The organism is Nitratireductor sp. PBL-C9 (assembly GCF_050877045.1).
Taxonomy (GTDB): Bacteria; Pseudomonadota; Alphaproteobacteria; order Rhizobiales; family Rhizobiaceae; genus Nitratireductor; species Nitratireductor aquimarinus.
The window spans coordinates 201,467-224,336 of record NZ_JBPAXW010000009.1 but is presented as its reverse complement, the minus strand read 5'-3'; the positions used below and the strand labels follow the sequence as shown (position 1 = coordinate 224,336).

24 protein-coding genes and 1 tRNA gene are annotated in these 22,870 nt (G+C 62.3%); 6 read left to right on the top strand and 19 right to left on the bottom strand.

Annotation, left to right across the window (positions count from 1 at the left end):
• Window position 1: 1 nt before the first annotated feature.
• On the top strand, window positions 2-601 hold the full coding sequence (gene pncA / locus ACRTG1_RS19210; RefSeq protein WP_432516850.1) for a bifunctional nicotinamidase/pyrazinamidase: 600 nt from the start codon (window positions 2-4) through the stop codon (window positions 599-601).
• A gap of 251 nt (window positions 602-852) precedes the next feature.
• Here the strand turns inward: pncA and ACRTG1_RS19205 are convergent, their stop codons facing one another.
• The 8 genes from ACRTG1_RS19205 to ACRTG1_RS19170 all read right to left on the bottom strand — a co-directional run bounded on the left by ACRTG1_RS19205 (window position 853) and on the right by ACRTG1_RS19170 (window position 8,573).
• Window positions 853-1,179, bottom strand: a complete 327-nt coding sequence (locus ACRTG1_RS19205) for a GIY-YIG nuclease family protein (protein ID WP_432516849.1) — start codon at window positions 1,177-1,179, stop codon at window positions 853-855.
• A gap of 201 nt (window positions 1,180-1,380) precedes the next feature.
• Window positions 1,381-2,088 carry an ABC transporter ATP-binding protein gene (locus tag ACRTG1_RS19200; RefSeq protein WP_206548346.1) on the bottom strand — a complete coding sequence of 236 codons (708 nt, stop codon included), beginning with the start codon at window positions 2,086-2,088 and terminating at the stop codon, window positions 1,381-1,383.
• Window position 2,089: 1 nt separating this feature from the next.
• Window positions 2,090-2,830, bottom strand: coding sequence for an ABC transporter ATP-binding protein (locus ACRTG1_RS19195; RefSeq protein WP_432516848.1), 741 nt, complete (start codon window positions 2,828-2,830; stop codon window positions 2,090-2,092).
• The gene (locus ACRTG1_RS19190) at window positions 2,818-3,783 is read right to left on the bottom strand and encodes a branched-chain amino acid ABC transporter permease (RefSeq protein ID WP_113153169.1); all 966 of its coding nucleotides are present in this window, start codon (window positions 3,781-3,783) and stop codon (window positions 2,818-2,820) included. The genes ACRTG1_RS19195 and ACRTG1_RS19190 overlap by 13 nt, the downstream gene beginning before the upstream one ends.
• Window positions 3,780-4,661, bottom strand: coding sequence for a branched-chain amino acid ABC transporter permease (locus tag ACRTG1_RS19185; RefSeq protein ID WP_113153170.1), 882 nt, complete (start codon window positions 4,659-4,661; stop codon window positions 3,780-3,782). Before ACRTG1_RS19185 ends, ACRTG1_RS19190 begins: the two co-directional genes overlap by 4 nt.
• Before the next feature lie 141 nt (window positions 4,662-4,802).
• A complete protein-coding gene (locus tag ACRTG1_RS19180; RefSeq protein WP_113153171.1) occupies window positions 4,803-6,107 on the bottom strand; it encodes an ABC transporter substrate-binding protein in 1,305 nt (434 codons plus the stop codon).
• A gap of 286 nt (window positions 6,108-6,393) precedes the next feature.
• Window positions 6,394-7,806 (bottom strand): hypothetical protein, encoded by a 1,413-nt coding sequence (locus tag ACRTG1_RS19175; protein WP_432516847.1) that lies wholly within the window; start codon window positions 7,804-7,806, stop codon window positions 6,394-6,396.
• A complete protein-coding gene (locus ACRTG1_RS19170) occupies window positions 7,803-8,573 on the bottom strand; it encodes a GntR family transcriptional regulator (protein ID WP_113153173.1) in 771 nt (256 codons plus the stop codon). The genes ACRTG1_RS19175 and ACRTG1_RS19170 overlap by 4 nt, the downstream gene beginning before the upstream one ends.
• A gap of 259 nt (window positions 8,574-8,832) precedes the next feature.
• Here ACRTG1_RS19170 and ACRTG1_RS19165 point away from each other — a divergent pair, with 259 nt between their 5' ends.
• From ACRTG1_RS19165 to ACRTG1_RS19155, 3 genes are all read left to right on the top strand, one after another.
• Window positions 8,833-9,819 carry an ABC transporter substrate-binding protein gene (locus ACRTG1_RS19165; protein ID WP_206546179.1) on the top strand — a complete coding sequence of 329 codons (987 nt, stop codon included), beginning with the start codon at window positions 8,833-8,835 and terminating at the stop codon, window positions 9,817-9,819.
• Between the two features lie 71 nt (window positions 9,820-9,890).
• Window positions 9,891-10,670, top strand: coding sequence for an ABC transporter ATP-binding protein (locus ACRTG1_RS19160; protein WP_206546178.1), 780 nt, complete (start codon window positions 9,891-9,893; stop codon window positions 10,668-10,670).
• Between the two features lie 8 nt (window positions 10,671-10,678).
• Complete coding sequence (locus tag ACRTG1_RS19155; protein ID WP_206546247.1) at window positions 10,679-11,608, top strand: ABC transporter permease; 930 nt, start codon at window positions 10,679-10,681, stop codon at window positions 11,606-11,608.
• Between the two features lie 53 nt (window positions 11,609-11,661).
• Here ACRTG1_RS19155 and ACRTG1_RS19150 read toward each other — a convergent pair whose 3' ends face one another.
• The 4 genes from ACRTG1_RS19150 to ACRTG1_RS19135 all read right to left on the bottom strand — a co-directional run bounded on the left by ACRTG1_RS19150 (window position 11,662) and on the right by ACRTG1_RS19135 (window position 14,254).
• Window positions 11,662-11,874 (bottom strand): Trm112 family protein, encoded by a 213-nt coding sequence (locus tag ACRTG1_RS19150; protein ID WP_394374072.1) that lies wholly within the window; start codon window positions 11,872-11,874, stop codon window positions 11,662-11,664.
• Window positions 11,875-11,896: 22 nt separating this feature from the next.
• The gene (locus tag ACRTG1_RS19145) at window positions 11,897-12,568 is read right to left on the bottom strand and encodes an LON peptidase substrate-binding domain-containing protein (protein ID WP_206546177.1); all 672 of its coding nucleotides are present in this window, start codon (window positions 12,566-12,568) and stop codon (window positions 11,897-11,899) included.
• A gap of 66 nt (window positions 12,569-12,634) precedes the next feature.
• Complete coding sequence (trxA, locus tag ACRTG1_RS19140; protein WP_206994882.1) at window positions 12,635-13,666, bottom strand: thioredoxin; 1,032 nt, start codon at window positions 13,664-13,666, stop codon at window positions 12,635-12,637.
• Between the two features lie 90 nt (window positions 13,667-13,756).
• Window positions 13,757-14,254 carry a prolyl-tRNA synthetase associated domain-containing protein gene (locus ACRTG1_RS19135; protein ID WP_113153178.1) on the bottom strand — a complete coding sequence of 166 codons (498 nt, stop codon included), beginning with the start codon at window positions 14,252-14,254 and terminating at the stop codon, window positions 13,757-13,759.
• 215 nt (window positions 14,255-14,469) lie between these two features.
• Here ACRTG1_RS19135 and ACRTG1_RS19130 point away from each other — a divergent pair.
• A tRNA-Gly gene (locus ACRTG1_RS19130) sits at window positions 14,470-14,544 on the top strand.
• 220 nt (window positions 14,545-14,764) lie between these two features.
• The gene (cls, locus tag ACRTG1_RS19125) at window positions 14,765-16,183 is read left to right on the top strand and encodes a cardiolipin synthase (RefSeq protein WP_432516846.1); all 1,419 of its coding nucleotides are present in this window, start codon (window positions 14,765-14,767) and stop codon (window positions 16,181-16,183) included.
• A 107-nt stretch (window positions 16,184-16,290) separates the two neighbouring features.
• On the opposite strand, the gene ACRTG1_RS19120 is transcribed toward cls, so the two are convergent.
• The 7 genes from ACRTG1_RS19120 to ACRTG1_RS19090 form a co-directional block, all read right to left on the bottom strand.
• Window positions 16,291-17,499 (bottom strand): phosphopentomutase, encoded by a 1,209-nt coding sequence (locus tag ACRTG1_RS19120; protein ID WP_432516845.1) that lies wholly within the window; start codon window positions 17,497-17,499, stop codon window positions 16,291-16,293.
• A gap of 3 nt (window positions 17,500-17,502) precedes the next feature.
• Window positions 17,503-18,246: an ABC transporter permease gene (locus ACRTG1_RS19115; protein ID WP_113153181.1), complete on the bottom strand. Its 744-nt coding sequence runs from the start codon at window positions 18,244-18,246 to the stop codon at window positions 17,503-17,505.
• A gap of 3 nt (window positions 18,247-18,249) precedes the next feature.
• Window positions 18,250-19,239: an ABC transporter substrate-binding protein gene (locus tag ACRTG1_RS19110; RefSeq protein ID WP_113153182.1), complete on the bottom strand. Its 990-nt coding sequence runs from the start codon at window positions 19,237-19,239 to the stop codon at window positions 18,250-18,252.
• A 9-nt stretch (window positions 19,240-19,248) separates the two neighbouring features.
• A complete protein-coding gene (locus ACRTG1_RS19105; protein ID WP_317089393.1) occupies window positions 19,249-20,037 on the bottom strand; it encodes a nucleoside phosphorylase in 789 nt (262 codons plus the stop codon).
• Window positions 20,027-20,791, bottom strand: a complete 765-nt coding sequence (locus ACRTG1_RS19100) for an ABC transporter permease (RefSeq protein ID WP_224873445.1) — start codon at window positions 20,789-20,791, stop codon at window positions 20,027-20,029. Before ACRTG1_RS19100 ends, ACRTG1_RS19105 begins: the two co-directional genes overlap by 11 nt.
• The gene (locus ACRTG1_RS19095) at window positions 20,791-21,534 is read right to left on the bottom strand and encodes an ABC transporter ATP-binding protein (RefSeq protein WP_113153184.1); all 744 of its coding nucleotides are present in this window, start codon (window positions 21,532-21,534) and stop codon (window positions 20,791-20,793) included. The genes ACRTG1_RS19100 and ACRTG1_RS19095 overlap by 1 nt, the downstream gene beginning before the upstream one ends.
• 551 nt (window positions 21,535-22,085) lie before the next feature.
• On the bottom strand, window positions 22,086-22,856 hold the full coding sequence (locus tag ACRTG1_RS19090) for an IclR family transcriptional regulator (RefSeq protein WP_113153185.1): 771 nt from the start codon (window positions 22,854-22,856) through the stop codon (window positions 22,086-22,088).
• Between the last annotated feature and the right edge of the window lie 14 nt (window positions 22,857-22,870).

The following is a 22,870-nucleotide window of genomic DNA, read 5'->3' as shown; positions in this document are numbered from 1 at the left end:
CATGGCCGACGAGGCGCTGATCGTGATCGATGTGCAGAACGATTTCTGCCCCGGCGGAGCACTTGCCGTGGCCGGGGGCGACGAGGTTGTACCGGTCATAAACGGGCTGATCGAGCGCTTCGACCACGTGGTTCTGACGCAGGACTGGCACCCGGCGGGCCATTCCAGCTTCGCCTCCTCGCATCCGGGCAAAGCCCCGTTTGAGACAATCGAAATGCCCTATGGCACCCAGACGCTGTGGCCCGACCACTGCGTTCAGGGCACGAAGGGCGCGGCCTTCCATGACGGGCTTTCATGGGACAGGGCCGAGCTTGTCATTCGCAAGGGCTTCCGCAAGTCGATCGACAGCTATTCGGCCTTTTTCGAGAATGATCACGAAACACCGACCGGCCTGTCGGGCTATCTGCGCGAACGCGGCATCACCCGGGTAACGCTCGCCGGTCTGGCGACGGATTTCTGCGTCGCCTATTCAGCCATCGACGCCCGCCGTCAGGGTTTTGATGCCACCGTCATCCTCGAAGGCTGCCGCGCCATCGACCTTGGCGGCTCGCTGGCGGCGATGACCGAGAAGATGAAAGAGGCCGGCGTTACGCTGGTGTGAGACAGGGGGGCGGGTTAGGAGCCAAGTCAGGATGCCAAGCGCCCTCGCCCTTCGACAGGCTCAGGATGAGGGCTGTTGGAGCGCAGGGCGCAGGGGCATGTCTTCAACCAAATTCTCCGACAATGCCACAGCCTTTGGCGGTCAGATGGCAGCATCTGAAGCCCGCATAAATTGGGAAAACAGAGAGAAATAAAAACACTGTCCCCATGAACCGGTGATCCGGGAAACGAAGATCTGCGCCAAAGTAACCCTCATCCTGAGCCTGTCGAAGGGCGAGGGTGCCAGGCACCACCCCCCTGCCCGTTCCGCGACAGGTCCGGCAGCGCTTCATAGTCGAGTGCCATCAGCGCTTCCTTCTTGGCGCGCGACCAGCCCTTTATCTGCCGTTCCCGGGCAATGGCGTCGAGAATGCGATCATAGGTTTCGGTAAACACCAGCTCCACCGGACGGCGAGGCTTGGTGTAACACTCAAGAATGCCCGCATTGTGCTCCCACACACGCGCTTCAACCGGCTGCTTGGTCAATCCGGTGTAATAAGAGCCGTCTGCGCATCGCAGGATATAGACCGTGGCTTCCATCGCGCTTCCCGCCAGAAGAAATACATCCTCTGATTGCATTTCATGCGAGCCGCGGAGTCAAGCGCCCTCGCCCTTCGACAAGCTCAGGATGAGGGCTATTGAAGCGCTGCGCCTGTCATCCACCCACATTGCGACAGCGCTAAAGTAGCCCTCATCCTGAGCTTGTCGAAGGGCGAGGGCGCCCGGGACCAACGTCCCGCGTCACCCCACTCCTACATAACGGTGCACCATGTCCGGGTCTTCCCGCAGGCGCTCCACATCCACCGTCTCGCGGTTGCGGCCGTTCTCGATGAAGGCAACGCGATCCGCCACGGGCAGAACCGCATCAACCCGTTGCTCGACAAGGATGGTGGAAACGCCGCGCTCGCGCAGCCCCGCCACCGTTTCGCGAATGCGCGCGATCATCGAGGGCATGAGCCCCTCTGTCGGCTCATCCAGAAGCAGCACCTGCGGCTCAAGGCAGAGTGCGCGCGCCATGGCCAGCATTTGCTGCTCGCCGCCCGAAAGTGTGCCGGAGCGCTGCTTCAGCCGCTCGCGCAAAACCGGGAAGAGATCGAGCACGCTGTCACGCGTGGCAGCGCCCTTGCCGCGTGTCATCAGCCCGATCTCGATGTTTTCGCCCACGGTCAGTTCCGAAAACAGCCGACGCCCCTGCGGCACATAGGCAACGCCGGCTTTCGGCACCTCGTGCGGCGCGAGGCTGTTCAACTCCACATCGCCAAGCAGAATGCGGCCCGCCGTTGCCGGCACCAGACCCATGATCGTCTTCAGCGCTGTGGTCTTGCCTGCGCCATTGCGGCCAAGCAGGCAAAGCACCTCGCCGGAGCGTAACTCCAGATCGAAACCGCGCAGCACCTGCACATGGCCATAGGCGCTGTCGACATTTTCCATTTTCAGGGCAGCCGTCATCTCAACCTCCGAGATAGGCCCGCTGGACGGCCTGGTTGGCGCGGATCTCGGCAGGCGCGCCCTGCGCAAGAATGCGCCCCTGCTCCATCACCGTGATGCGCTCGGCAAGCGCCATGACCACATCCATGTTGTGTTCAATCAGAAGCACCGTCGCCTCCTCGCCGATCTGGCGCACCAGCGCGATGAAATTCTCGATCTCGCTGTCGGAGAGACCCTGCGTGGGTTCATCGAGGATCAGGAGACGCGGCCGCAGCGCCAGCCCCATCGCCACTTCAAGCAGCCGCTGATGCCCGTAAGACAGATTGCCGGCCACCTTTTGCGCGTGCTCCGCAAGGCCCACCTTCTCCAGCGCGTCCATGCCGTGTTCGGTGAGCGCGCGCGCTGAAAGCCCCCGCGCGTGGTCATCGATCAACTGCCGCTGAACCGCCAGCGCCACATTGTCGAAGGCCGTCAGATTGGCGAACACGCTGGTGATCTGGAACGTGTAGGCGATGCCGGCGCGCACCCGCTTGTGGGCCGGCATCTGCGAAATGTCCTGCCCGTCGAAAACCACGCGTCCTTCCGTCGGCGCGACACGCCCGCAGATCAGGCTCACAAAGGTCGTCTTGCCGGCCCCGTTCGGGCCGATGATGGCATGGGTCTCTCCCTCGGGCAGCGCGAAGTCGACACCATCGACCGCGCGCAGGCCGCCGAAGGCGCGTGCAAGCCCCATGGTTTCAAGAAGCGGGCTCACGGCAGCCATGGCAACCACCTTTCACGCACCGTACCGGTGATGCCTTTGGGGAAGAACAGAATGACGCCGATCAGCACCAGGCCGACCACCAGCAGATGCGCGGTGGTGTAGCTCGACGCAGTGTCGATGACATAGAACATGAACAGCGTGCCTATGAGCGGGCCAAGCGTCGTCGCAGCACCGCCGACCAGCACCCAGAGCAGCGGCAGAATGGAATACTGGATCGCCGCAAAGCCAGACCCGACATAGCCGAACAGCACCGCATAGGCAGCGCCCGAGGCGGCGCAGAAAATGCCCGAAAGCACCATCGACATGAGCTTGTTGGCAAACACGTCATAGCCCAGCATGCGCATGCGCTCCTCGTTCTCGCGAATGGCGATCAGCGAGCGGCCATAGGGCGCGCGCACCAGAAACAGGATCGCTCCCAGAACCAGCGTGAAAAGCGAAAGCGCGACGAGATAGCGGGTGGAGGGATCGGAGAGATCGAGCGCCCCGCCGGGAAATTCCAGAACGCGCGAGGCCTGCGGCAGAACGAGCCCTTCCTCGCCGCGCGTATAGGTCGTGAAGTAAAGGGTCATCAGATAGAAGACCTGCGCGAACATCAGCGTGACGATCATGAACGCGACGCCGGTTGTGCGCAGCGCCAGAAAGCCGACGACCAGCGCCAGCGCCGCACCGGCGGCAAGCCCCGTCCCGAAGGCCGGCCAGACGCTCCATTCCAGATGGTAGATCGTCAGCCCCGCCCCGTAGAGCCCGGCGGCGAAGAACATGGCGTGGCCGAGGCTGAGCAGTCCCGTGTAGCCAAAGGCCAGATTGTAGCCCATGGCGAAAACGGCCAGCACCAGAACGCGTGCAAACACGCCGCGATGATATTCCGGCAGCAGAAAGTTGAGCGCCAGAAGCAGGAGGACCACGCCGACATGAAGGGCAATGGTCTTTGCAGAAGGGGTCAGTCTGGTCATCGCGCGGCCTCTCCGAAAAGGCCCTGCGGGCGAAACACCAGGATCATCGCGACCGCCAGCGTCGCCAGCATCTTGGCGAGCGTCGGCGAGAAGAACATCGAGATGATGCCATCCGACAGGCCGATCAGAACTGCCGCCAGAACCGTGCCGCGCAACGAGCCCAGACCGCCGATGATCACAACGATGAACGACAGAAGCAGCGGATCGTGACCCATCAGGTAATGCGCCTGCTGGATCGGCACGATCAGCACGGCCGCCACGGCGGCAAGCCCCGCCCCCAGCGCAAACACGCCGGCATAGACGCGCCCGACCGGAATGCCGAAGGCCTGCGCCGTCTCACGGTCGAACTGGGTGGCGCGCATGACGAGGCCGATCTTCGTGCGCGTCAGCACGAACCATGTCGCCAGCATCATCAGGATGGAGAAGCCGATCACCGCGAGTTTGTAGGCAGAATAGCCAAACCAGGGCAGCTGCATGCGGTAATTGAACGGCGCTTCGACCGGCCGCGCCTCCGGCCCGTAAAAAGTCAGGGCAAGCTGCTGTATGATGTACATCAGGCCGATCGTGGCGACGATGGTCGCCTCCGGCTCATATTTGAGCCGGCTCAAGACCAGCCGCTCGGCAACAAAGGCGATGGCAGCCACCACAAGCGGGCTCAGCACCAGCGCCACGAGAAAACCGATCGCCGGATGACCGCCGAACAGCGATGCGAACCACCAGGCGAGCACCGCGCCCAGCATGTAGAACTCGCCATGGGCGACGTTCACCACCCGCATGACGCCAAAGACCAGTGACAGGCCGAGCGCCATCAGCGCCAGCACAGCCGCCGTCACCAGCCCTTCAAGCGTGGCGAGAAGAAAATACGGACCGAAGGCCATTCACAAACGCACTTTCATGAAAGGAGCCGAAGACACGCCGCCGAACCGTCCCATGGGAAAAGCCGCAACGCTGACGTTCCCTCTCCCCGCATGCGGGGGAGAGGGCAAGGGTGAGGGGCAAACACCGCCCGCCTTGATGTCTTAGAACGACATCGCCGTGTAGTCGGCCTCGGGCTCGTAAGCGCCGTCCTCGATGGAGGTGCGGTGCACCACTTCGAGCTTCCCGTCCTTCACCTGGCTGATGCTCTGCTCGCCGAAGACCTGGTGGATCTTGCCGTTGAACAGCTTCTTGCCCTGCGGATGGTCCGGGCCGGCGTCCATCCCGGTCATCGCCTCGGTGGCCTCGATCATGGCGGCGCGGTCATCCGGCCCCTTGTAATCGCAGGCTTCCATCGCGGCCTTGATGACGTTGAGCGTCTCCCAGCAACCGAACATGTGAGCGGCGGTGGAGATGTCCTTGCCGTCATTCACGCTCGCGCCATTGTCGTCGATGCCCACCGTCTCGCGATAGGCGGTGACATAGTCAGGCTGATCCGGCTGCGCGTAGCGCGGCATGCCTTCCCAGAAATGGCTTCCTTCAAGGAATTCCAGACCCGGGCTTGCGATATCGACGGCCTCGAGCGAGTCGATGAAGCCGAAGAGCTGCGGCCCGCCGGAGCCGAAGAACTCGCCCATTTCCTTCACGAAGGTGAGCACGGCCGGGCCGACCATGACGTGATAAATCACGTCCGTGTCGCGCGGGATCTGCGGGAAATAGCGCGTGAACGAGGTCTCCGTCGGCGGGATCGGCACCTTGGCCACCACCTGCCCGCCCTGCGCCTCGATGGCCGGGGTGAAGAAGTCGCGGTGGTCATGTCCGAACGCATAGTCCGGATAGACCAGCGTGACCTTCTTGCCGAGATTGTCGGCGATCCACGGCGCCATGGAGCGGGCCTGCGACTTCACATCGGTGATGCCCGGCTGCACGCAGTAGCGGTTCAGCTTGCCGGATGCGACGTGATAGCCCTCGCTGACCACGTAATAGGGAATTTTCAGCTCGCCCGCCGCCGGAGCCGAACCGACGACCACGTGGCTGAACAGCGTTCCGTAAACCAGATCGACCTTGTGCTGGTTGGCGAATTTCTCGACCACCTCGGCACCGCGCTTCGGGTCCGTGCCGTCATCCTCGATCACGATTTCGAGCGGCCGCCCGTTGATGCCGCCGGCATCGTTGATGCGCTTGGCCGCCGCCGCCGTGACGCGATCGTACCAACGGCCATAGGCCGCGCCGATGCCCGTGCGGTGGCACTGGAAACCGATCTTGATGGGCTCGGAAGACTGCGCCTGCCCGTAACGCACGAAGCCGGGCGCGGCGATGAGACCGGCCGCAGCGCCGAGGCCCTTGAGCGCCGACCTGCGGCTGAGACCGCTGTTTAAATTAACCAGAGACTTGCGATTTTCACTCATGCCGGTTCCCCATTGTTGTGATCGTTTGACCGAGCATTTCCAACGGTTGGAAGCATTTTCCAGCGTTGAAAAAATCACTTGTGTACAAACTAAATCACCAATCCAATCCCTTGGCAACAGGACATGCCCCAAGGGAAACGCGCCTGTCTTTTAAAGCATTTTAAGACGCAGCGGAATTGCAGACGGGGGACAAAGTGACGAAGAAACAAAGAGTTACCAAGAAGGCCCGCCCGGCAGAAACAGCCGTAACGCAAATGCCGGGATCAAGAAATTTTAATCCGCTTTCTCAGCCCACGGTGGGCGCGGAGAGCAGCCAGAGGCCAAAAACGGTGTAACCGACCATCAGCGCGGCAAGCGGAATCTGGCTGATGGTCGCCACCCGCGCAGAGCCGAAATGCCGATAGGCGATCAGATGCGACAGGACAACGGCCAGCACATGCCCGCCAATGATCGCCACCGCCTGCGCGTTCCAGATCAGCCACGCAGACCGCGCGCCGAGCGTCGCGCCGGCCTGCACATGCATGCCCGCCGTGCCGAACAGGTTCCAGCCCTGCATCAACGGGTCGGAGAGCGCGGCAAGCGCATACTGGCTGTTGATGGTGAACCCCACCAGATAATGCGAGAAATGATAGGCGAGCGCGATGGGAATGATCGACCAGGCCAGAAGACCGCCCGTCTTCACGACATCCGCCTCCCCCACAAACCGGCAACCCAGCCAGACCGCGCCCATGAAGGCGGAAAACAGAAGCACGAACATCAGGGCGAGCCCCAGCGAGTTCGCCCCGACAACCGCCGAACGGCCGGGGAATTCCAGCGGGTTGATGCCGATGAGATCGAGCCAGAAGAATGTGTGCGTGAGCCCGTCGAAGGATACCGAACTTAAGGCCAGAAGCAGAAAGGCGATGCCGGAAAGCGGCAGCGCCGCGGCCTCTCCAAGCTTGTAGCCCGGCAGGCCGATCACCAGCCGCCGCCCCCTGTCGCCAGCCTCCAGCGCAAAGAAGGAAAGGCGCGAAAGCATGGTGAAGAACAGCGACAGAAACTCCACCCGGTCGCTCCAGCGCTCATGCCCGAACAGGACCATGCCCGCAAAGGTGAAGCCCCAGTAGAGCGAGACGGCAATCGCAAGCCTTTCAGGATCGGAAGGCGCAAGATAAACAAGCTCGAACCAGGCAAAGCCGAACAGCGTCACAAAGGCCGGCCACATCCCCAGCCAGGCGGGCAGACGCCAGAACCCGTCTTTCGGAACACCCGCACGCACCAGCATGCGCCACGGCCCATACCAGGGGTTGATCCAGTCCCAGAGATTGCCAAGAACGCCCTGCACAATGGTCACGCCGACCCACAGAAGCGTCCAGATCACCAGCGGCAGCGGGTTGGAAAGCGGATCGCGGCTGCCATGAAACCCGGCAAACACAAGACCTGCAAGCGCGAGGAATGAGAGCGTGCTTAAAAGCGCACGCCCGTCCAGCGGCATCGGAAACAGCGCAACCCTTCTTGCCGAAAGCCGCTCGAAACCATGCACCGGCAGAAAGACCAGAACCAGAAAGCTCAGCGCAACGGAGAGCATGCCGCCGAACAGGTAATAGTCGGTCGGCAGAAGCAGAACATGGCCGCGCTCGGAGGCATGGGCCAGCGCTTCACCGGCGGCGGCGCATAAGGCGACCCCGGTCAAAAACGCACGCGATACAGGCGTTTTCATGCCTGTTTTCCGTGGTCTCCAGCCGTTGCTCCATCAAGATCGGCAAGCGTGAACACGTCGACGGTCAGCCCCACATGCTCTTTCATCAGCGCCAGCACCCCCTCCAGATTTCTGTCCAGGGCAAGCTCCATGAGTTGCGTGTGCTGGTCAAGGGACATGGCCGCATCGAGCGCGGCAATGGCCGCCTCATGGCCATCCTCCGCACCCGCCGCCGCGCGCAGCGTCGGCGTGACCGTCAGAAAGATGTGATGCCGGCAGAGCTGCCCCCAGATCTGGGTGTAGAAGTGCTTTAGCCAGGTGGCGTCCGCCGCAGAAAGCAGCGCCTCGTGAAAGGCCTGATGCCGCTCCACCCATTCATGCAAGGCGTCGTCGGAAAGCCCCTCGGCCGGTATCTGGCAGCGAGAAAGACGATAATGCGCCGTGACGACGGCAGCCTCCCAGTCGGCGTCGCCCTTGCGAATGGATTCCTCCAAAAGCGTGGTTTCCACCGCAAGCCGCGCCTTGGAGAGGTCTTCAAGCTCCGCGCGCGAAACGGGCGCAACGGCAAATCCACGATTGCTCTCCGCAGTGACGAGACGCTCGGCCTCCAGCCGTGAAAGCGCCTCGCGCAGCGGCGTCCAGCCAAAGCCATAGGCATCGCGCAGCGCCGCAATCCGCAGCGGCTGCCCCGGCATCAGGCGCGTCGCGAGAATGTCGCGGCGCAAATGGTGATAGGCTGCCTCCGTCTTCGTCAAAGGCGCGTCATCGTCCACGACCGTATGATGCAAAATGGCTCCTCCTCAGAACAAAAGTATATATAATTCAAGGGGTGTTCAACGATTATATATAGCGTTTGACAGGCATAGCGCCCGCGATATGATGCCCTACGCATTCGGATGGGGAGGAGACGCATCCAGCATGCAAAGCCCATCCGACAGAGGTTGATGCGGGCAAACCGGCGACCTCTGATTTGATGTTTGACATGAGATATGGCGTGGAGGCCATCCTCATGTTTCAGGCCCCTCGGGCCCCCACGGGAGGAATGACATGACTGTAAAATCACGCTTATGGCTGCGCGGCGTTGTTGCCGCCGGCGCTATGGCTCTGGGTCTTGGCGCGGCAAGCGCCGAGCCGATCCGCATCGGCATCGCCAATTTCGGCGAGCATCCGCAGCTCAACACCGCGATCCAGGGTTTTAAAGACGCCATGGCCGCCGGCGGCTACGAGGAAGGCAAGGACGTTGTCTACTCCGAGAGCCACACCAATTTCGATGCATCGCTCGTGCCGCAGATGATCGCCAAGCTGCAGGCCGAGGGTCCGGTGCTCATGTACACGGTGACGACGCCGGTCTCGCAGATCGCCAAGAAGGCGCTTGCCGGTTCCGGCATACCGATCGTCTTTTCCGCCGTCACCGATCCGGTGGCCGCCAAGCTCGTCCCCTCCTGGGAAGCCGGCGATGAAGGCATGACCGGCGCGACCGACCTGCAGGATGTCGCCGCCGTCATGGAGTTTGCCAAGAAGCTCGTTCCGGACGCAAAGCGCATCGGCCAGCCCTACAATCCGGGCGAGGCCAACGACGTGGCGCTGCTTGAAAAGGTTCAGGAAGCCGCTCCCGCCGCCGGCTTCGAGGTCGTGGCCGTGGGCGTCGACAATGTGAACGACATTCAGCAGCGCGTCGCGTCGCTGGCCGGCAAGGCCGACGTGATCTACACGCCCGCCTCCAACCTGTTGCAGCCGGCCATCGCCGCCGTTTCGGCTGCCGCCCGACAGGCCGGCATCCCGATCATCAATTCCGATGATGGCGCCGTTTCCGATGGCGTGGTTCCGGCAAGCTTTGCCGTGAACTACCAGCAGGTCGGCCTCAACGCCGGCAAGATCGCGCTGCAGATCCTCGACGGCACGGACCCCAAGTCGATCCCGCCGATGAACCCGGCCTATGAAGATCACTCGCCGCGCATCTCGAAAAAGGCCATGGCGGCCTTCGGCCTCGAGATCCCCGAAGAGTTCGCCGACTGCAACTGCATCGTCGACTGATACGGCAAGAGACCAGACGCGGCGTCTCCCCCCTTTTTCGGGACGCCGCGTCAGCTTTAAGGGAGGTGCCGGTGCTTGAAGTTCGTGCCGCACGCAAAGTGTTCTACCGGGGACAACCCGACGAAAAGATCGCCCTCAACGGGCTCGACCTCACCCTGAAAACTGGCGAATTCGGCGTCGTGATCGGCTCCAACGGAGCGGGCAAGAGCAGCATGCTCAATGCCATTTCCGGGTCGCTCTCGCTTGATTCAGGCCAGATCCTCATCAATGGCGACGACATCACGGCCCTGCCCGTGCACAAGCGCGCAACCCGCATTGCCCGCGTGTTTCAGGACCCCATGCTCGGCACCGCCGCAAGCATGACGGTGGCGGAAAACATGCTGCTTGCAGAGCTGCGCAGCAAGAAGCGCACGCTGCGCCACGGGCTCAACGCCAAGCGCCTTGCCGATTACCGCGACAGGCTCGCCATTCTGGGCCTCGGCCTTGAAGAGCGGCTGGAAACACGCGTCGACCTTCTGTCCGGTGGCCAGCGCCAGTCGCTGTCGCTCATCATGGCGGTGGGCGGCTCGCCCGACCTCCTGCTGCTCGACGAGCACACAGCCGCTCTCGACCCGCGCACCGCTGACATCGTGATGGAAGCGACCGTGCGCGCGGTGGACGCGCTGAAGCTCACCACGCTTATGGTGACGCACAACATGCAGCACGCCGTCGATTACGGCCATCGCGTCATCATGCTCAATGCCGGCCGCGTGCATCTGGAAATCGGCGGAGAAGAAAAGGCCAATGTGACCGTGGCCGACCTGGTCGGCCATTTCGCCATCAAGACCGACAGCATGTTGCTCGCGAGCTGACCCCGATGATCGATTTTCTGCAAACCACTCTGACGAGCTTCGTCGCACTCATCCCCGTAACGCTCGCGCAAAGCCTGATCCTCGGCTTCGTCGTCGCCGGCATCATGATCCCCTTCCGCATGCTGAGCTTTCCGGATCTCACCAGCGAGGGCGCATTTCCGCTGGGCGGCTGCGTCTGCGGCCTGGCGCTTGCGTCCGGCCTCGGCCCGCTCACGGCCATCGGACTGGCCCTGCTCACCGGCTTCATCGCCGGCTGCTGCACCGCCTTCATCCATCTGCGCTTCCGCATCCACACGCTACTGGCCGGCATCCTGGTGATGACCATGCTCTACAGCGTGAACCTGCGCATCATGGGGCGCTCGAACCTCTCGGTGTTCGGCACGGAAACCATCTTCGACTGGGTGCCGTTCGTACAGCCGGGCTTCCCGCTCGCCAAGATCATCGCCGTCGGCCTCATCACGCTGGTGATCTTCCTGGCGCTCAACTTCTTCTTCACGACGGAGAAGGGCACGGCAGTGCGCGCCGTGGGCGCAAACCCGGTGATGGCGGAAGCACAGGGCATCAATGTCTGGGCGGCAACCATTGGCGGCATCGGCCTCGCCGGCGCGTTCTCGGCCTTCAGCGGCGCGCTGATGGTGCAGTCGCAGGGCTTCGCCGATGTGAACATGGGCCTCGGCATCCTCATCAACGGCCTTGCGGCGCTGATGATCGGCGAGGCAATCGTCGGCAAGGCGACCGTGTGGCGGCAGCTCCTCGCACCCTTCGCGGGCGCGATGGTCTACTACCAGCTCGTCTCGCTGTGTCTGGCGGCAGGCATGCCCCCACCCGACCTGAAGCTTGCAACCGGCGCATTCGTGCTGCTGATGCTGGCCCTGCCCACGCTGCGCGCCGCGCGCAGCCGGCAAGCGGCGACACCGCGCGAAAGCTTCCGCGAGTAGAAGACTCCGGGCGCGGCCTCAGAGCATTTTACCGCTCTAATACGGTGGATGTTCTAATCGAGGGGCCGCGCCTCGGAAGGCAGCATGATCGGAATACCGTCACGCACGGGATAGGCGAGCTTGGCACTCTTCGAGACCAGTTCGCCATTCTCCCGGTCCCAGCGCAGCGGGCCCTTGGTCAGCGGACAGACCAGAAGCTCAAGCAGCTTGCCATCCATCGGTGCGACCGCAGAGACCGCCTGACCGCCCCGTTTCTCATCATTCATCGTCTTTTCCCTCGAGATCCCGTCACTGAAGCCGGTGCGTGGCGTCGCCCTCACCCTGTGCCAGCACAATCTCCGTAATGGCGATCAGCGTGTCGGCCCGCGTCTTCAGATCAGGCGCTTCCAGAAGCGCCTGCTTTTCCGCCGGACCATAAGGCACCATCATCGACAGGGCGTTGACGAGGCTCGCATCCTCGGCCTGATGAACACTGTCCCAGTCGGCCTCGAGATCATTGGCCTCCAGATAGGCGCGAAACGCCCGCAACAGCGCCGCACGGTCCACCTCCGGCTCTTCCGGATCGTCATGCAGATCGCTTTCGAAGGGCAGGATGCGGCACTGGCGGAACGGCGTCTTGACGCTCAGTTCCTCAAGCAGCCGGAACCGGCAAATGCCGATCAGGGTGATCAGATAGCGCCCGTCTCCCGTCTCGGAAACGGAACCCAGCCGCCCGACACACCCCACATCGCAGAGCGCCGGTTCGCCATCGGGCCGCGTCGCACCATCAAGGCGCGGCTGCACCATGCCGATGAGCCGCCCACCGGACAGCGCATGGTCCGTCATGGCCAGGTAGCGCGGCTCGAAAATGTTGAGCGGTAATCGTCCACCCGGCAGAAGCAGGGCCGCCGACAATGGAAACACGGGGATCACACTGTCGATATCGCGGCCGCTGCGATACGAAAAATTACCTGCCTTCACACGACGTCTCCCGATGTTTACCCGATATCTGGAGCAGCCTCGCCAATAGGCAAATAATCGGGCAGCTTATGAGAACAGAAGCGACGACAGCTTGCGCCGCGCCGAAAGCGTTGCCGGATCGGTTGCGCCCCAGGCCTCGAAGAATTTGAGAAGCTGGGCGCGCGCGCCGTCTTCCTGCCACTCGCGGTCCGCCCGCACGATGGCCAGCAGGCTTTCCGCCGCCGCGGTCCGGTCGTCCTTCGCATTCTGCAGAAGCGCCAGGTCGAAGCGGGCCTGATGGTCGTTCGGGTCGGCGGCAAGCCGCTGCTCCAGCGCGGCTGCGTCGCCCAGATCGGCCACCTGCTCGGCAAGCGCCATCTTGGCCTGCACGGCGGCGATGGGCGCTGCATCTTTCTGCTTTTCAGGAACCTGCGCAAGCACCTGTGCGGCCTGCTCCGTCTGACCCGCTTCGAAAAGCAGATCGGCAAGACCGCCAATGGCGTCCACATTCTCCGGCTCGCGCTGAAGGATCGCAGAATAGATCTGCGCAGCCATCTGCTGGTCGCCATTGGCGACAGCCTCTTTGGCGGCCTCGAGCGCTCCGGCGATCTCGTCATTGCCCGCGCCGGCGGTGAGCTTGTCGATGAACGCCTTCACCTGGCTTTCAGGCAATGCGCCCATGAACCCGTCAACCGGCTGCCCGTCCTTGAAGGCAAAGACGGCGGGGATGGACTGCACGCCGAGCTGGCCGGCAACCGCGGGGTGCTCGTCGATGTTCATCTTCACCAGCTTGACCTTGCCGCCCGCCGCGCGCACCGCATTTTCAATGATCGGGGTGAGCTGCTTGCAGGGGCCGCACCAGGGCGCCCAGAAATCCACCAGAACCGGCTGATTGCGCGATTCCTGGATCACGTCAGCCGTGAAAGCGGCCGTAGTCGTGTCCTTGATCAGATCGGCCGCTGCGAGCTGGGGCTCATCCGACAGCGTGAAGGTCTGCGAAGCCGGCTCGGGAGCGGATGCGGGCGCTGCGCCGCCGCCGAAATCCACATTGGTGGTGTAGTCCCCACCGGCTGCGCCATAACCGCCGGACTTCCCGTAAGGATTGTCACCGTTGTTCATAAAAGCCTCTTCCTGCTTGCGGTCCGGCTCGCTGTCCGTGCAGCGCCCGGCCGGCCGATAGAAATCGTTTCGTCGCTCCAAATGTGGCGATCACTCGGTCACTTTCAAGACGAGCGGCTCATGCGCGACCGCTTCCAGAAAGCGCATCAGGTCGTCACGCCGGATGGATGTGGTCGCCTCATTGGTGAGCGGGTGCGCGTTGATGAGATCATTTTCCATCAAATCCGCGTCGAGCACCACCTTTACGCTGTGCTCTTCATCATTGATCACGCCAAAAACCGTCACCGACCCCGGCTCCACGCCGAGAAATTCCATCAGCCTGTCAGGCTTGCCGAAGGAAACGCGGCTGGCAGCGCCGATCTTGTGGTGAATCGTCTTCAGATCGACCTGCGCATCCTCGTCGACGGTCACAAGAAAGAAATTATCCTTCTTGTCTTTCAGAAAGAGGTTCTTCGTGTGCCCGCCCTCAATCTCCCCGCGCAGCGACTGGGAATCTGCAACGGTGAAAAGCGGCGGGTGCCGATGGGTTTTCGCGTCGATTCCCAGCGTTTCGAGATATTCGAGCAGGTTTTCGGGAGTTTTCGGCACGGTTTCACCCCTTTTCAACAACGGCGTCTTCAGAGCGAACTAGCCGCTGAAAGCCAGCAAATGCAAGCCCTTGAGCGACATTGAAGGTTCCTCCACCGCCGACTTTTTTGCGCCTGCGAAGGCGTTTTTAAAAAAACGCAACATCACTGTCGATTTCCTGTTGCATCTGCGAGCGGGATCAGACTATAAGCCCATCGTCGGAAGCGACGAAGCGAGCGGGCGTAGCTCAGGGGTAGAGCACAACCTTGCCAAGGTTGGGGTCGTGAGTTCGAATCTCATCGCCCGCTCCAGTTTCCGAAACTCAAAAAGCCGCGGTCATCCGCGGCTTTTGTGTTTTCCGGATCAGGAAAATCGCGCTCCCGAAAATTCCCCTGTGAAACCGGCACTGGCCAAGCGCCCGCACGGCAGACGGCCAGACGCCTTGCAGCCAGCGCGAATTCATGCAACCCGACGCTTGTCCGGCAGCCGGCTTATGCCATGCTGACCGTGATTTAGCTGAAGGTTTCGAGAATGCTGGCTGTCCTTGTCCATATCACCATCGTCACCACTGCGACGCTCCACATCCTGCTGCGCCGCAACAGACAGCCGGAATCGCGCATGGCGTGGCTCGTCGTGGTCATGACGCTTCCATATCTCGGAGCACTCGCCTATCTGCTGCTCGGCCAGACCAGCGTTGGCCGCAAGCGCATCAAGAGGCTGACCAGCGCCTTCAACGACCTGCCGCGCCCCCAGACGCAGAACGCAGAAGCCCGGACACCGCTTTCAGCATGGGACGAAGCCCTGTTCCGGGTCGGGCGCTCCATCTCCGGCTATGAGCCGGTCAGCGGCAACCATGCAAAGCTGATGAAGGATTCGGATGCTGCGATTGATTCGATGGTGGCCGATATCGACGCGGCCCGCGATCACGTGCACCTCGTCTTCTACATCTGGCTGGATGATGGCAATGGCAACAAGATCGCCGATGCGCTGATGCGCGCCGCCGCGCGCGGCGTCACCTGCCGCGCCATGGTCGACGACATCGGCTCACGCGCCCTGGTGAAGACGCCGCTCTGGCGCAAGCTCTCGGAGGCCGGCGTGCAAACGCGCACCGCCCTGCCCGTGGGCAATCCCTTCCTGCGCATTCTCGATGGCCGCATCGATCTGCGCAATCACCGCAAAGTGCTCGTCATCGACAACGCCATCACCTATTGCGGCAGCCAGAACTGCGCCGATCCCGCATTTCTGCCCAAGGCGAAATTCGCGCCATGGTTCGATGCCGTCATGCGCTTCACCGGGCCTGTGGTGCGCCAGAACCAGCACCTGTTCGCCAGCGACTGGATGGGCAATGGCGGCGACGACATCACCGATATTCTGAAAGAGCCCGTGGAAGCGCCGAAAGGCGGCTTCTTCGCGCAGGTGGTGGCGACCGGCCCGACCTTCCGCGCCTCCGCCATGCCCGAAATGTTCGAGAGCCTGATTTATTCGGCGAGGCGCAGCGTGTTCATCACCACCCCCTATTATGTGCCGACACAGGCGCTTCAGGCTGCGATCTGCGCCGCCGGCAATCGCGGCGTCGATGTCACCATCATCTTCCCCGCCCGCAACGACGATTTCGCCGTCGGCGCGACCTGCCGCAGCCATTATGAAAGCCTGCTGGAAGCGGGCGTCAAAGTGCATGAGTTCAAGCCCGGCCTTCTGCATACGAAGTCGCTGACCGTGGATGGAGACGTGACGCTGATCGGCTCGGCCAATATGGACCGGCGCAGCTTCGACCTGAATTACGAAAACAACATCCTGCTGCACGACCCGCAGACCACCGCCGCAATGCGCGCGCGGCAGGAGGAGTATCTCGCCCAGAGCCGGCCAATCACGCTCGAAGAGGTGCGCGGCTGGAGCATGCTCCAGCGGCTCAAGCAGAACGCACTCGCGATTGTGGGGCCAATCCTCTAGAGCAATTCCAGGAAAAGTGGGGACCGGTTTTCCGTCCGGAATTGCGTAAAAACAATACTCTAAATCCGCCTGCATGCGGACTGGAGGTACGGCCCCGGCGCGGCGCGTCAGTCCCCGTTGTCCGGATCGATCTGCAGATGCTCGGCGACAATCGCCGCAGCCTGCGTGAACGGCAGCACGCCGGCGCTTCCCTGCCATGGCCTCGCATCGCCGGCGAGAAGCAGCGGAACCCGCTCGCGCGTGTGGTCCGTGCCTGTCCAGGTCGGGTCGTTGCCGTGATCGGCGGTCAGCATGAGCAGGTCGCCGGGGCGCAGTTTCGGCAGAAGCCCGGCGAGACGGCGATCAAACCACTCCAGCGCCCGCGCATATCCCGCCACATCGCGGCGATGGCCGTAATGACTGTCGAACTCGACGAAATTGGCAAAGACAAGATCGCCATCGGCGGCATTTTCGACCGTCTCCAGAAGCCGGTCGAACAACGCGTCGTCGTTCGGCCCCTTCAGCACGCGGGAAATGCCCTTGCCGGCGAAGATATCACCGATCTTGCCCACGGCATGCACGGTGCGGCCAGCGGCCACCACGCGGTCGCAGATCGTGTCGCCGGGAGGCGGAATGGCGAAATCGCGCCGGTTGGCGGTGCGGGTGAAGCCGCTCTCCGCGTCCCCGACGAAAGGCCGCGCAATGATGCGGCCCACATTCATCGGATGGAAAATCCCGGCTGCCGCCTCACACAGACGTAACAGCCGTTCGAGGCCGAATGTCTCCTCATGCGCGGCGATTTGCACCACGCTGTCAGCCGAGGTGTAGACGATCGGCGCGCCGGTCTCCATGTGCTCCGCGCCAAAGCGCTCCAGCACATCCGAGCCCGAACCATGCGCATTGAAAAGCGTGCGTTCCAGCCCGCCTGCGCGCCGCAGCCGCGCCATCGCCTCTTCCGGAAAGGCCGGAACTTCGTGTGGGAAATAGTGCCAGTCCCTGGTGAGCGGCAGGCCTGCCAGCTCCCAGTGTCCGGTCTGGGTGTCCTTGCCGGCACTTTCTTCCTGAAGCGTGGCCCAGGAAGCATGGGCCTCGGGTGCGGAAAGCCCCGGCGCGGACTGGCCACAGGCCAGTTCGAGCGCGGCTCCAAGGCCAAGCGCGGAAAGATTGGGCAGATGAAGCGCGCCGGAGCGCCCCTCTTCCGCCCGGCCTGCGGCGCAGGCTTCGGCGATGTGCAGAACCGTGTTGGAACCGGCATCGCCGAACCGCTCGGCATCCGGTGCGCCGCCTATGCCCACCGAATCCAGAACGCACAGGAAGACACGACCGTTCACAGACATTCGTCACCCTTCCGCGAAGCGCGCCTCCATACGACGCCGCAACGCTTCGAATATTTCATAAAAGCTCCAGCCCATGAGGGAGAGGAGCAGCACCATGCCGATCACTGTGGCCGTGTCGGCGTTCTCCTGTCCAGAGGAAAGGAGGTAGCCCACGCCCTCATTTGCGCCCATCAGCTCGCCGATCACGGCAGCCGTCATGGCAAGCGTGGTCGCCACCGTTGCGCCGGCAAAGAGCGTCGGCAGCGCCGAAGGCAGTTCGATATGCAGGAAGCGCTGCAGGGGCGAGAGCTTCAGCACGCGCGCCAGATCCAGATAGGATTTGTTGACGAAGCGCAGGCCCGAAAGCATGCCCGTCATCACCGGGAAGAAGGTGACGATGGCGATCAGCACCACTTTGGGAGCCGGCCCAAGACCGAGCCAGAGCAAAAGCAATGGCGCGATGGCGATCTTGGGCGCGGTCTGCAGAAGCAGAATGAGCGGCGTGGACATCCGCTCGGCAACGGGAAAGCGGGCAAACAGCAATGCGGCCGCGACACCGGCCAGAGCGCCGAGCAGGAAGCCCCAGAAGATCTCGATCAATGTCACATAGACATGCCCCAGAAGATTGGCGTTCTTGTAGAGAAACACCATCCGCTCCATGACGGCTGCCGGGCTTGGCAACAGATAATCGGGCACATTGAAGAGGAACACACCGCCGCCCCAGAGGGCGACGATGAGAACCAGGCCCGCGATCCCGCGCTTCAGCATGGCTTATTCGCCGATCGAGGAAGGATCGACCACGAAGTCGGCAGCCTTCGGCGCTTCGTCGACGACTTCATACTTCGCCAGAATGTCGGCATTGGCCTGCCAGGCGTCGAGATCGGCAGCGCCGAGGCCCTTTTCCCTGGTCAGGTCGCTCTGCCAGACGGAGGCGACGAAGCTGTTCTTGAATGCCGTGGAGAGAAGCTCCTTCTGGTCGGCCCAGGTCGGCGTGTACTTCTCGAACGAGATTTCGAGAGCATCGTCCACGTGACCGTCGATCACCCACTCATAGGATGCGGTGACGGCATTGGTGAAGCGCTTCACGAGATCCGGATTTTCCTCGAGCAGGCGGCTGGAGGTGACAACGACATTGCCGAAGGACGGCAGGAAATCGTTGGACAGGATCATCGTGACATCGACGCCGGCGCCTTCCAGATTGTACTTGCGCAGCTCGGAGAACACGATGGCGTCGACCTGGTCGCTCTGCAGCGCCTGAACGATTGCACCCGTGGAAACGACTTCAAGCTTGATGTCGTCGAGCGAGAGGCCCGCATCCTGGAGGCCGACCTGAAGCTGCAGGTAGTTGGGCGAGCCGAGCGAGGTGACGGCGACCGTCTTGCCCTTCAGGTCCGCATAGGTTTCGATGCCGGTTTCAGCCTTTGCCAGCAATGCGCCAATGCCGCGCTGGTAGGTGGTGTGAACCACTTTCACCGGCAGGCCGTTGGCCGCAGCCGCCACAACGGCGTCGCCGTTCGGGAAGCCGAAATCCACATTGCCGGCGGCAATGTTGGTCAGGATGTCGGACGCGCCGGCATAGATGAATTCAACCTCGATGTCCTGATCGGCGAAGAAGCCGTTTTCAACACCGGCATAAAGCGGCGAATAGAAAGGCACTGCAGCGCCGTCGATCTGCATGACCACCTTGTCGGCAGCAAGTGCAGCAACACCCGAAGCAATAAGGGCAAGCGTGGCTACGCCGGTTTTCAGCATCACATTCATTGTTCTCTCCTATTGGGACGCATCATGCGCGAGAGCCCGGCCCGCAATGCGGAGCAGGTTTCGCTGCGTGTTTTCATAATCGACAAGCCAATTGTCGGTGGCGCGATTGCCGTGCACACCCAAGAGGCAGGCCGCCCTGAGGCCAAGAGCCCGGCCAACGGCCAGGATCACCTGCGATTCCATTTCCACTCCGATGGCCCCCTCGGCAAGGAAACGGTCCAGATATCCAGCGTCCGGGCTGTCGACCGCATCAAGCCTGAGCGGCCGGTCCTGCCCGAGGTAATAACTGTCGGTCGAGGCGATCATGCCCCGGTGCGCGCCAAGCCCCAGCGCCGCAGCACTTTCTTCCAGCGCAGACGCGAGTGCGGGATCGGCCTCCGGCGTGTAACCGTGTTCGGCATAGAGCGCTGCAACGCCGGTCAGGCCGGTCGCCGTGTGCGGCACGATGTAATCGCCCGTTGGAATTTCCGGCACCAGCGCGGAGCACCCGCCGATGCGGATGAGACGCTTTGCGCCCAGCATGGCGAGCTCAACCATGGCGATCTCGGTCGACGGACCGCCAATGCCGCTGGAACAGATGGTCAGACGCCGGCCTTCAAACGTTCCCGTTACAAGCGCAAACTCGCGCTTGCGGCCGAAATCCTGCACATCGGTGAGCATGTCGCGCAGCAGCGCAACACGGTCGGGATCACCCGGCACCAGAACATCTTCGGCCACATCGCCCGGCCGACAGGGAAGATGCGGCGGACGACCGCCGGAAAATGGCAGGCGTGCGGTGGGTTTTGAACTATCGGCCATCCTGCACCTTCCATGACAAGAGACGCCCCTCGATCACACCGAGAAGCCCGTGAAGGGCGATGCCCAAAAGCGAAGTCAGAAGCACCGCGCCAAACAGCAGCGGCGTCTTGTAGGTGGCGGAGGCGAAGGTCATCAGATAGCCGAGGCCGTCGCTGCCGGAGATCCACTCGGCAAGGATCGCGCCGACGAGCGCCTGCACCGCGCCGATCTTGAGACCGACGAAAATGCCCGGAAGCGCCGCCATCAGATCGATGCGCCAGAACAGGGAGAACGGGTTCAGCTTCAGAAGCTTCGCAAGGTCGTGCATGCGGCTGTCGATGCTGCGGAAGCCGGCAAGCGCGCCCATCAGAACCGGGAAGAAAACCAGCGAGACGATGAGCACGATCTTGGCCGTGAGGCCAAGGCCGAACCAGACGACGAACAGCGGCGCAAGCGCAATCTTCGGCGCGGTCTGGAAGACGACCAGAGGGCCATCCAGAAAGGTCGAAAGCCGGGGCATCTTGTAGAGCAGGTAGGCGACGGCGATGCCCGCCACGCTGCCAATGCCGAGCCCCAGAAGGATGTTGCGCACGGTGAACCAGAGATGCGGCCACAGTTCGCCGCTCAGAAGCGAATCCCAGAGCGTCGAAACCGTGCTTTGCGGCGACGGCAGGAGATATTTGGGAATGCCCATCGGCCCGCTGGCGTACCACCAGGCCACGGTCAGCAGCGCCAGCGCCACACCATATTCGAAAACGGGACGAAAGCGGCTCATCATTCCGTTTCCCGCATGTCCTGGCGCAGTTCCGCGACCAGCTGATGATAAGCGGGATCAAGCTTGGTGGCCTCGCCGCGCGGATGCGGCAGATCCACCGTGTAGGTCTTCTTCAGTCGACCGGGACGCGGCGACATGACCATGACCTCGCTGCCGAGATAAGCCGCCTCTTCAACGCTGTGCGTGACCAGAAGAATGGTCTTGCCCGTGCGCTGCCAGATGCGCAGCAATTCGTCGTTCAGCGTTTCGCGGGTCAGAAGGTCCACGGCGGAGAACGGCTCGTCCATCAGAAGGATCGGCGGATCGTCGGACAGCGCCCGGGCAATGGCCGCACGCTGGCGCATGCCGCCGGAAAGCTGTTTGGGCAGCGCGTCCTCAAAGCCGGAGAGCCCCACCAGTTCGATCAGTTCACTGACGATCCGGTTGCCCTCGTCGCGGCGCACACCGGCGGTGTCGAGCGGAAAGCGGATGTTGTCGCGAACGGTCTTCCACGGCAGCAGAACGGCGTCCTGAAACACGAAACCGACCGGGCGTTTGGCCGAACCCGTATCGAGTTCGATCGTGCCGCCGGAAGCGTCTTCCAGCCCCGCGATCAGACGAAGGAAAGTGGACTTGCCACAGCCGGACGGCCCGACGATGGAGACAAATGCACCCTTTTCAATCCGGTGATCGAGAGGCGCCAGTGCGAGGATGCTTCCACCATCAAGATCGAAGCTCTTCGTCAGACCAGAGGTTGTTATCAATCTGAGACCTTTCAGAGGTAACTGAACCGATTAGACGCATAAAAATGCGACGTTTCAACGCATATTCTCAAAATTTAGACACCTTGTCCAGCGACGCCGGGAAGGCAGCGCCTGTCGTGAATGCGACGCGGATCATCACAGGATTTTCCAAAGCGTTTTGGGAGGTCATGAAAAGCGAGAAAAATTCTCAAAAGAATTCAGCACATTAAAAGTAGACCGCCACAACAGAAACAGACACACCAGAATATTCATCGAGCATTACATGACGCCGACTAATTTCTGCAACACGCATAGAAGAGCGACGCGCACCAGAGACTGGAGGGGAAATTCTAATTATTGATACAAGTCGTTTTCTGCTCCGTCTCCCGACGCCCCGGACCGGCCATCGAGAAAATCTCAGCCCACGTCACAACAAGCCCGGGGAAGCGCGAAAACGCGCGCCCCGGCTAACAGTTCAACGGGTGATTAGCGGATAAATGCGCGGCTCGTCAGACGCTGCTGCGGCAATCAACAATCAATTTTGCTGGGAAACGATTATTCGGCCGCTCAGCCTAGCTGGCGCGCCGCCCCAGGGCCGTCTCGATGTTGCGGGCCGACTGGCGCACGGCGTCGGACAGGCGCTGCGTTTCGGCGCGCGCCTTGGTCTCCGGCAGCACGATGGAGATCGTCGCCACACAGGCCCCCGTCTCATCACAGATCGGCGCGGCAATGCAGGCGACGGCATATTCCGATGCGCTCATCTGGACTGCGAGCCGCTCGCTGAATTCGCGCCCGGCCTGTTCGGCAAGCAGAACCGCATCGGTCTCGGCGCGCCCGGTGGTGGAGGGCCGCGCGATTTCACTGAAGATGCGCACGCGCTCGGCCTCGTCGAGATGGCCCAGCAGCAAACGGCCCGACGCCGTCCAGTTGAGCGGCACACGCGTGCCCACATCGGACGCGACATTGAAGTGATCCTCACCGCGCGACATGCCGATCACCGTCATCATGTCATCGTCGCGCGCGCAGATCTGAATGGTTTCGCCCAGTTCTTCCGCCAAAGCTTCCATCTCGCGCTTGGCTTCCTTGAACACATCCATGCGTGAACGATAGGTGAGGCCGTAGCGCATCAGCCGCGGGCCGAGCCAGACGGAATTCTCCCCGCTGCGCGACAGCATGGAGCGCTCCAGAAGCTCATCGACAATCTTGTAGATGGTCGAGGCCGGCGCACCGGTGGAGCGCGCCAGATCATAGGTACTCATCGGCTGCTGGCGCTCGGTCAGAATGTCCAGAATCTGAAGCGTCCGGTCGATGGCCCCAACCCGCTTTCTCGCTTCACCGCTCATCTGACGCTCCCGCT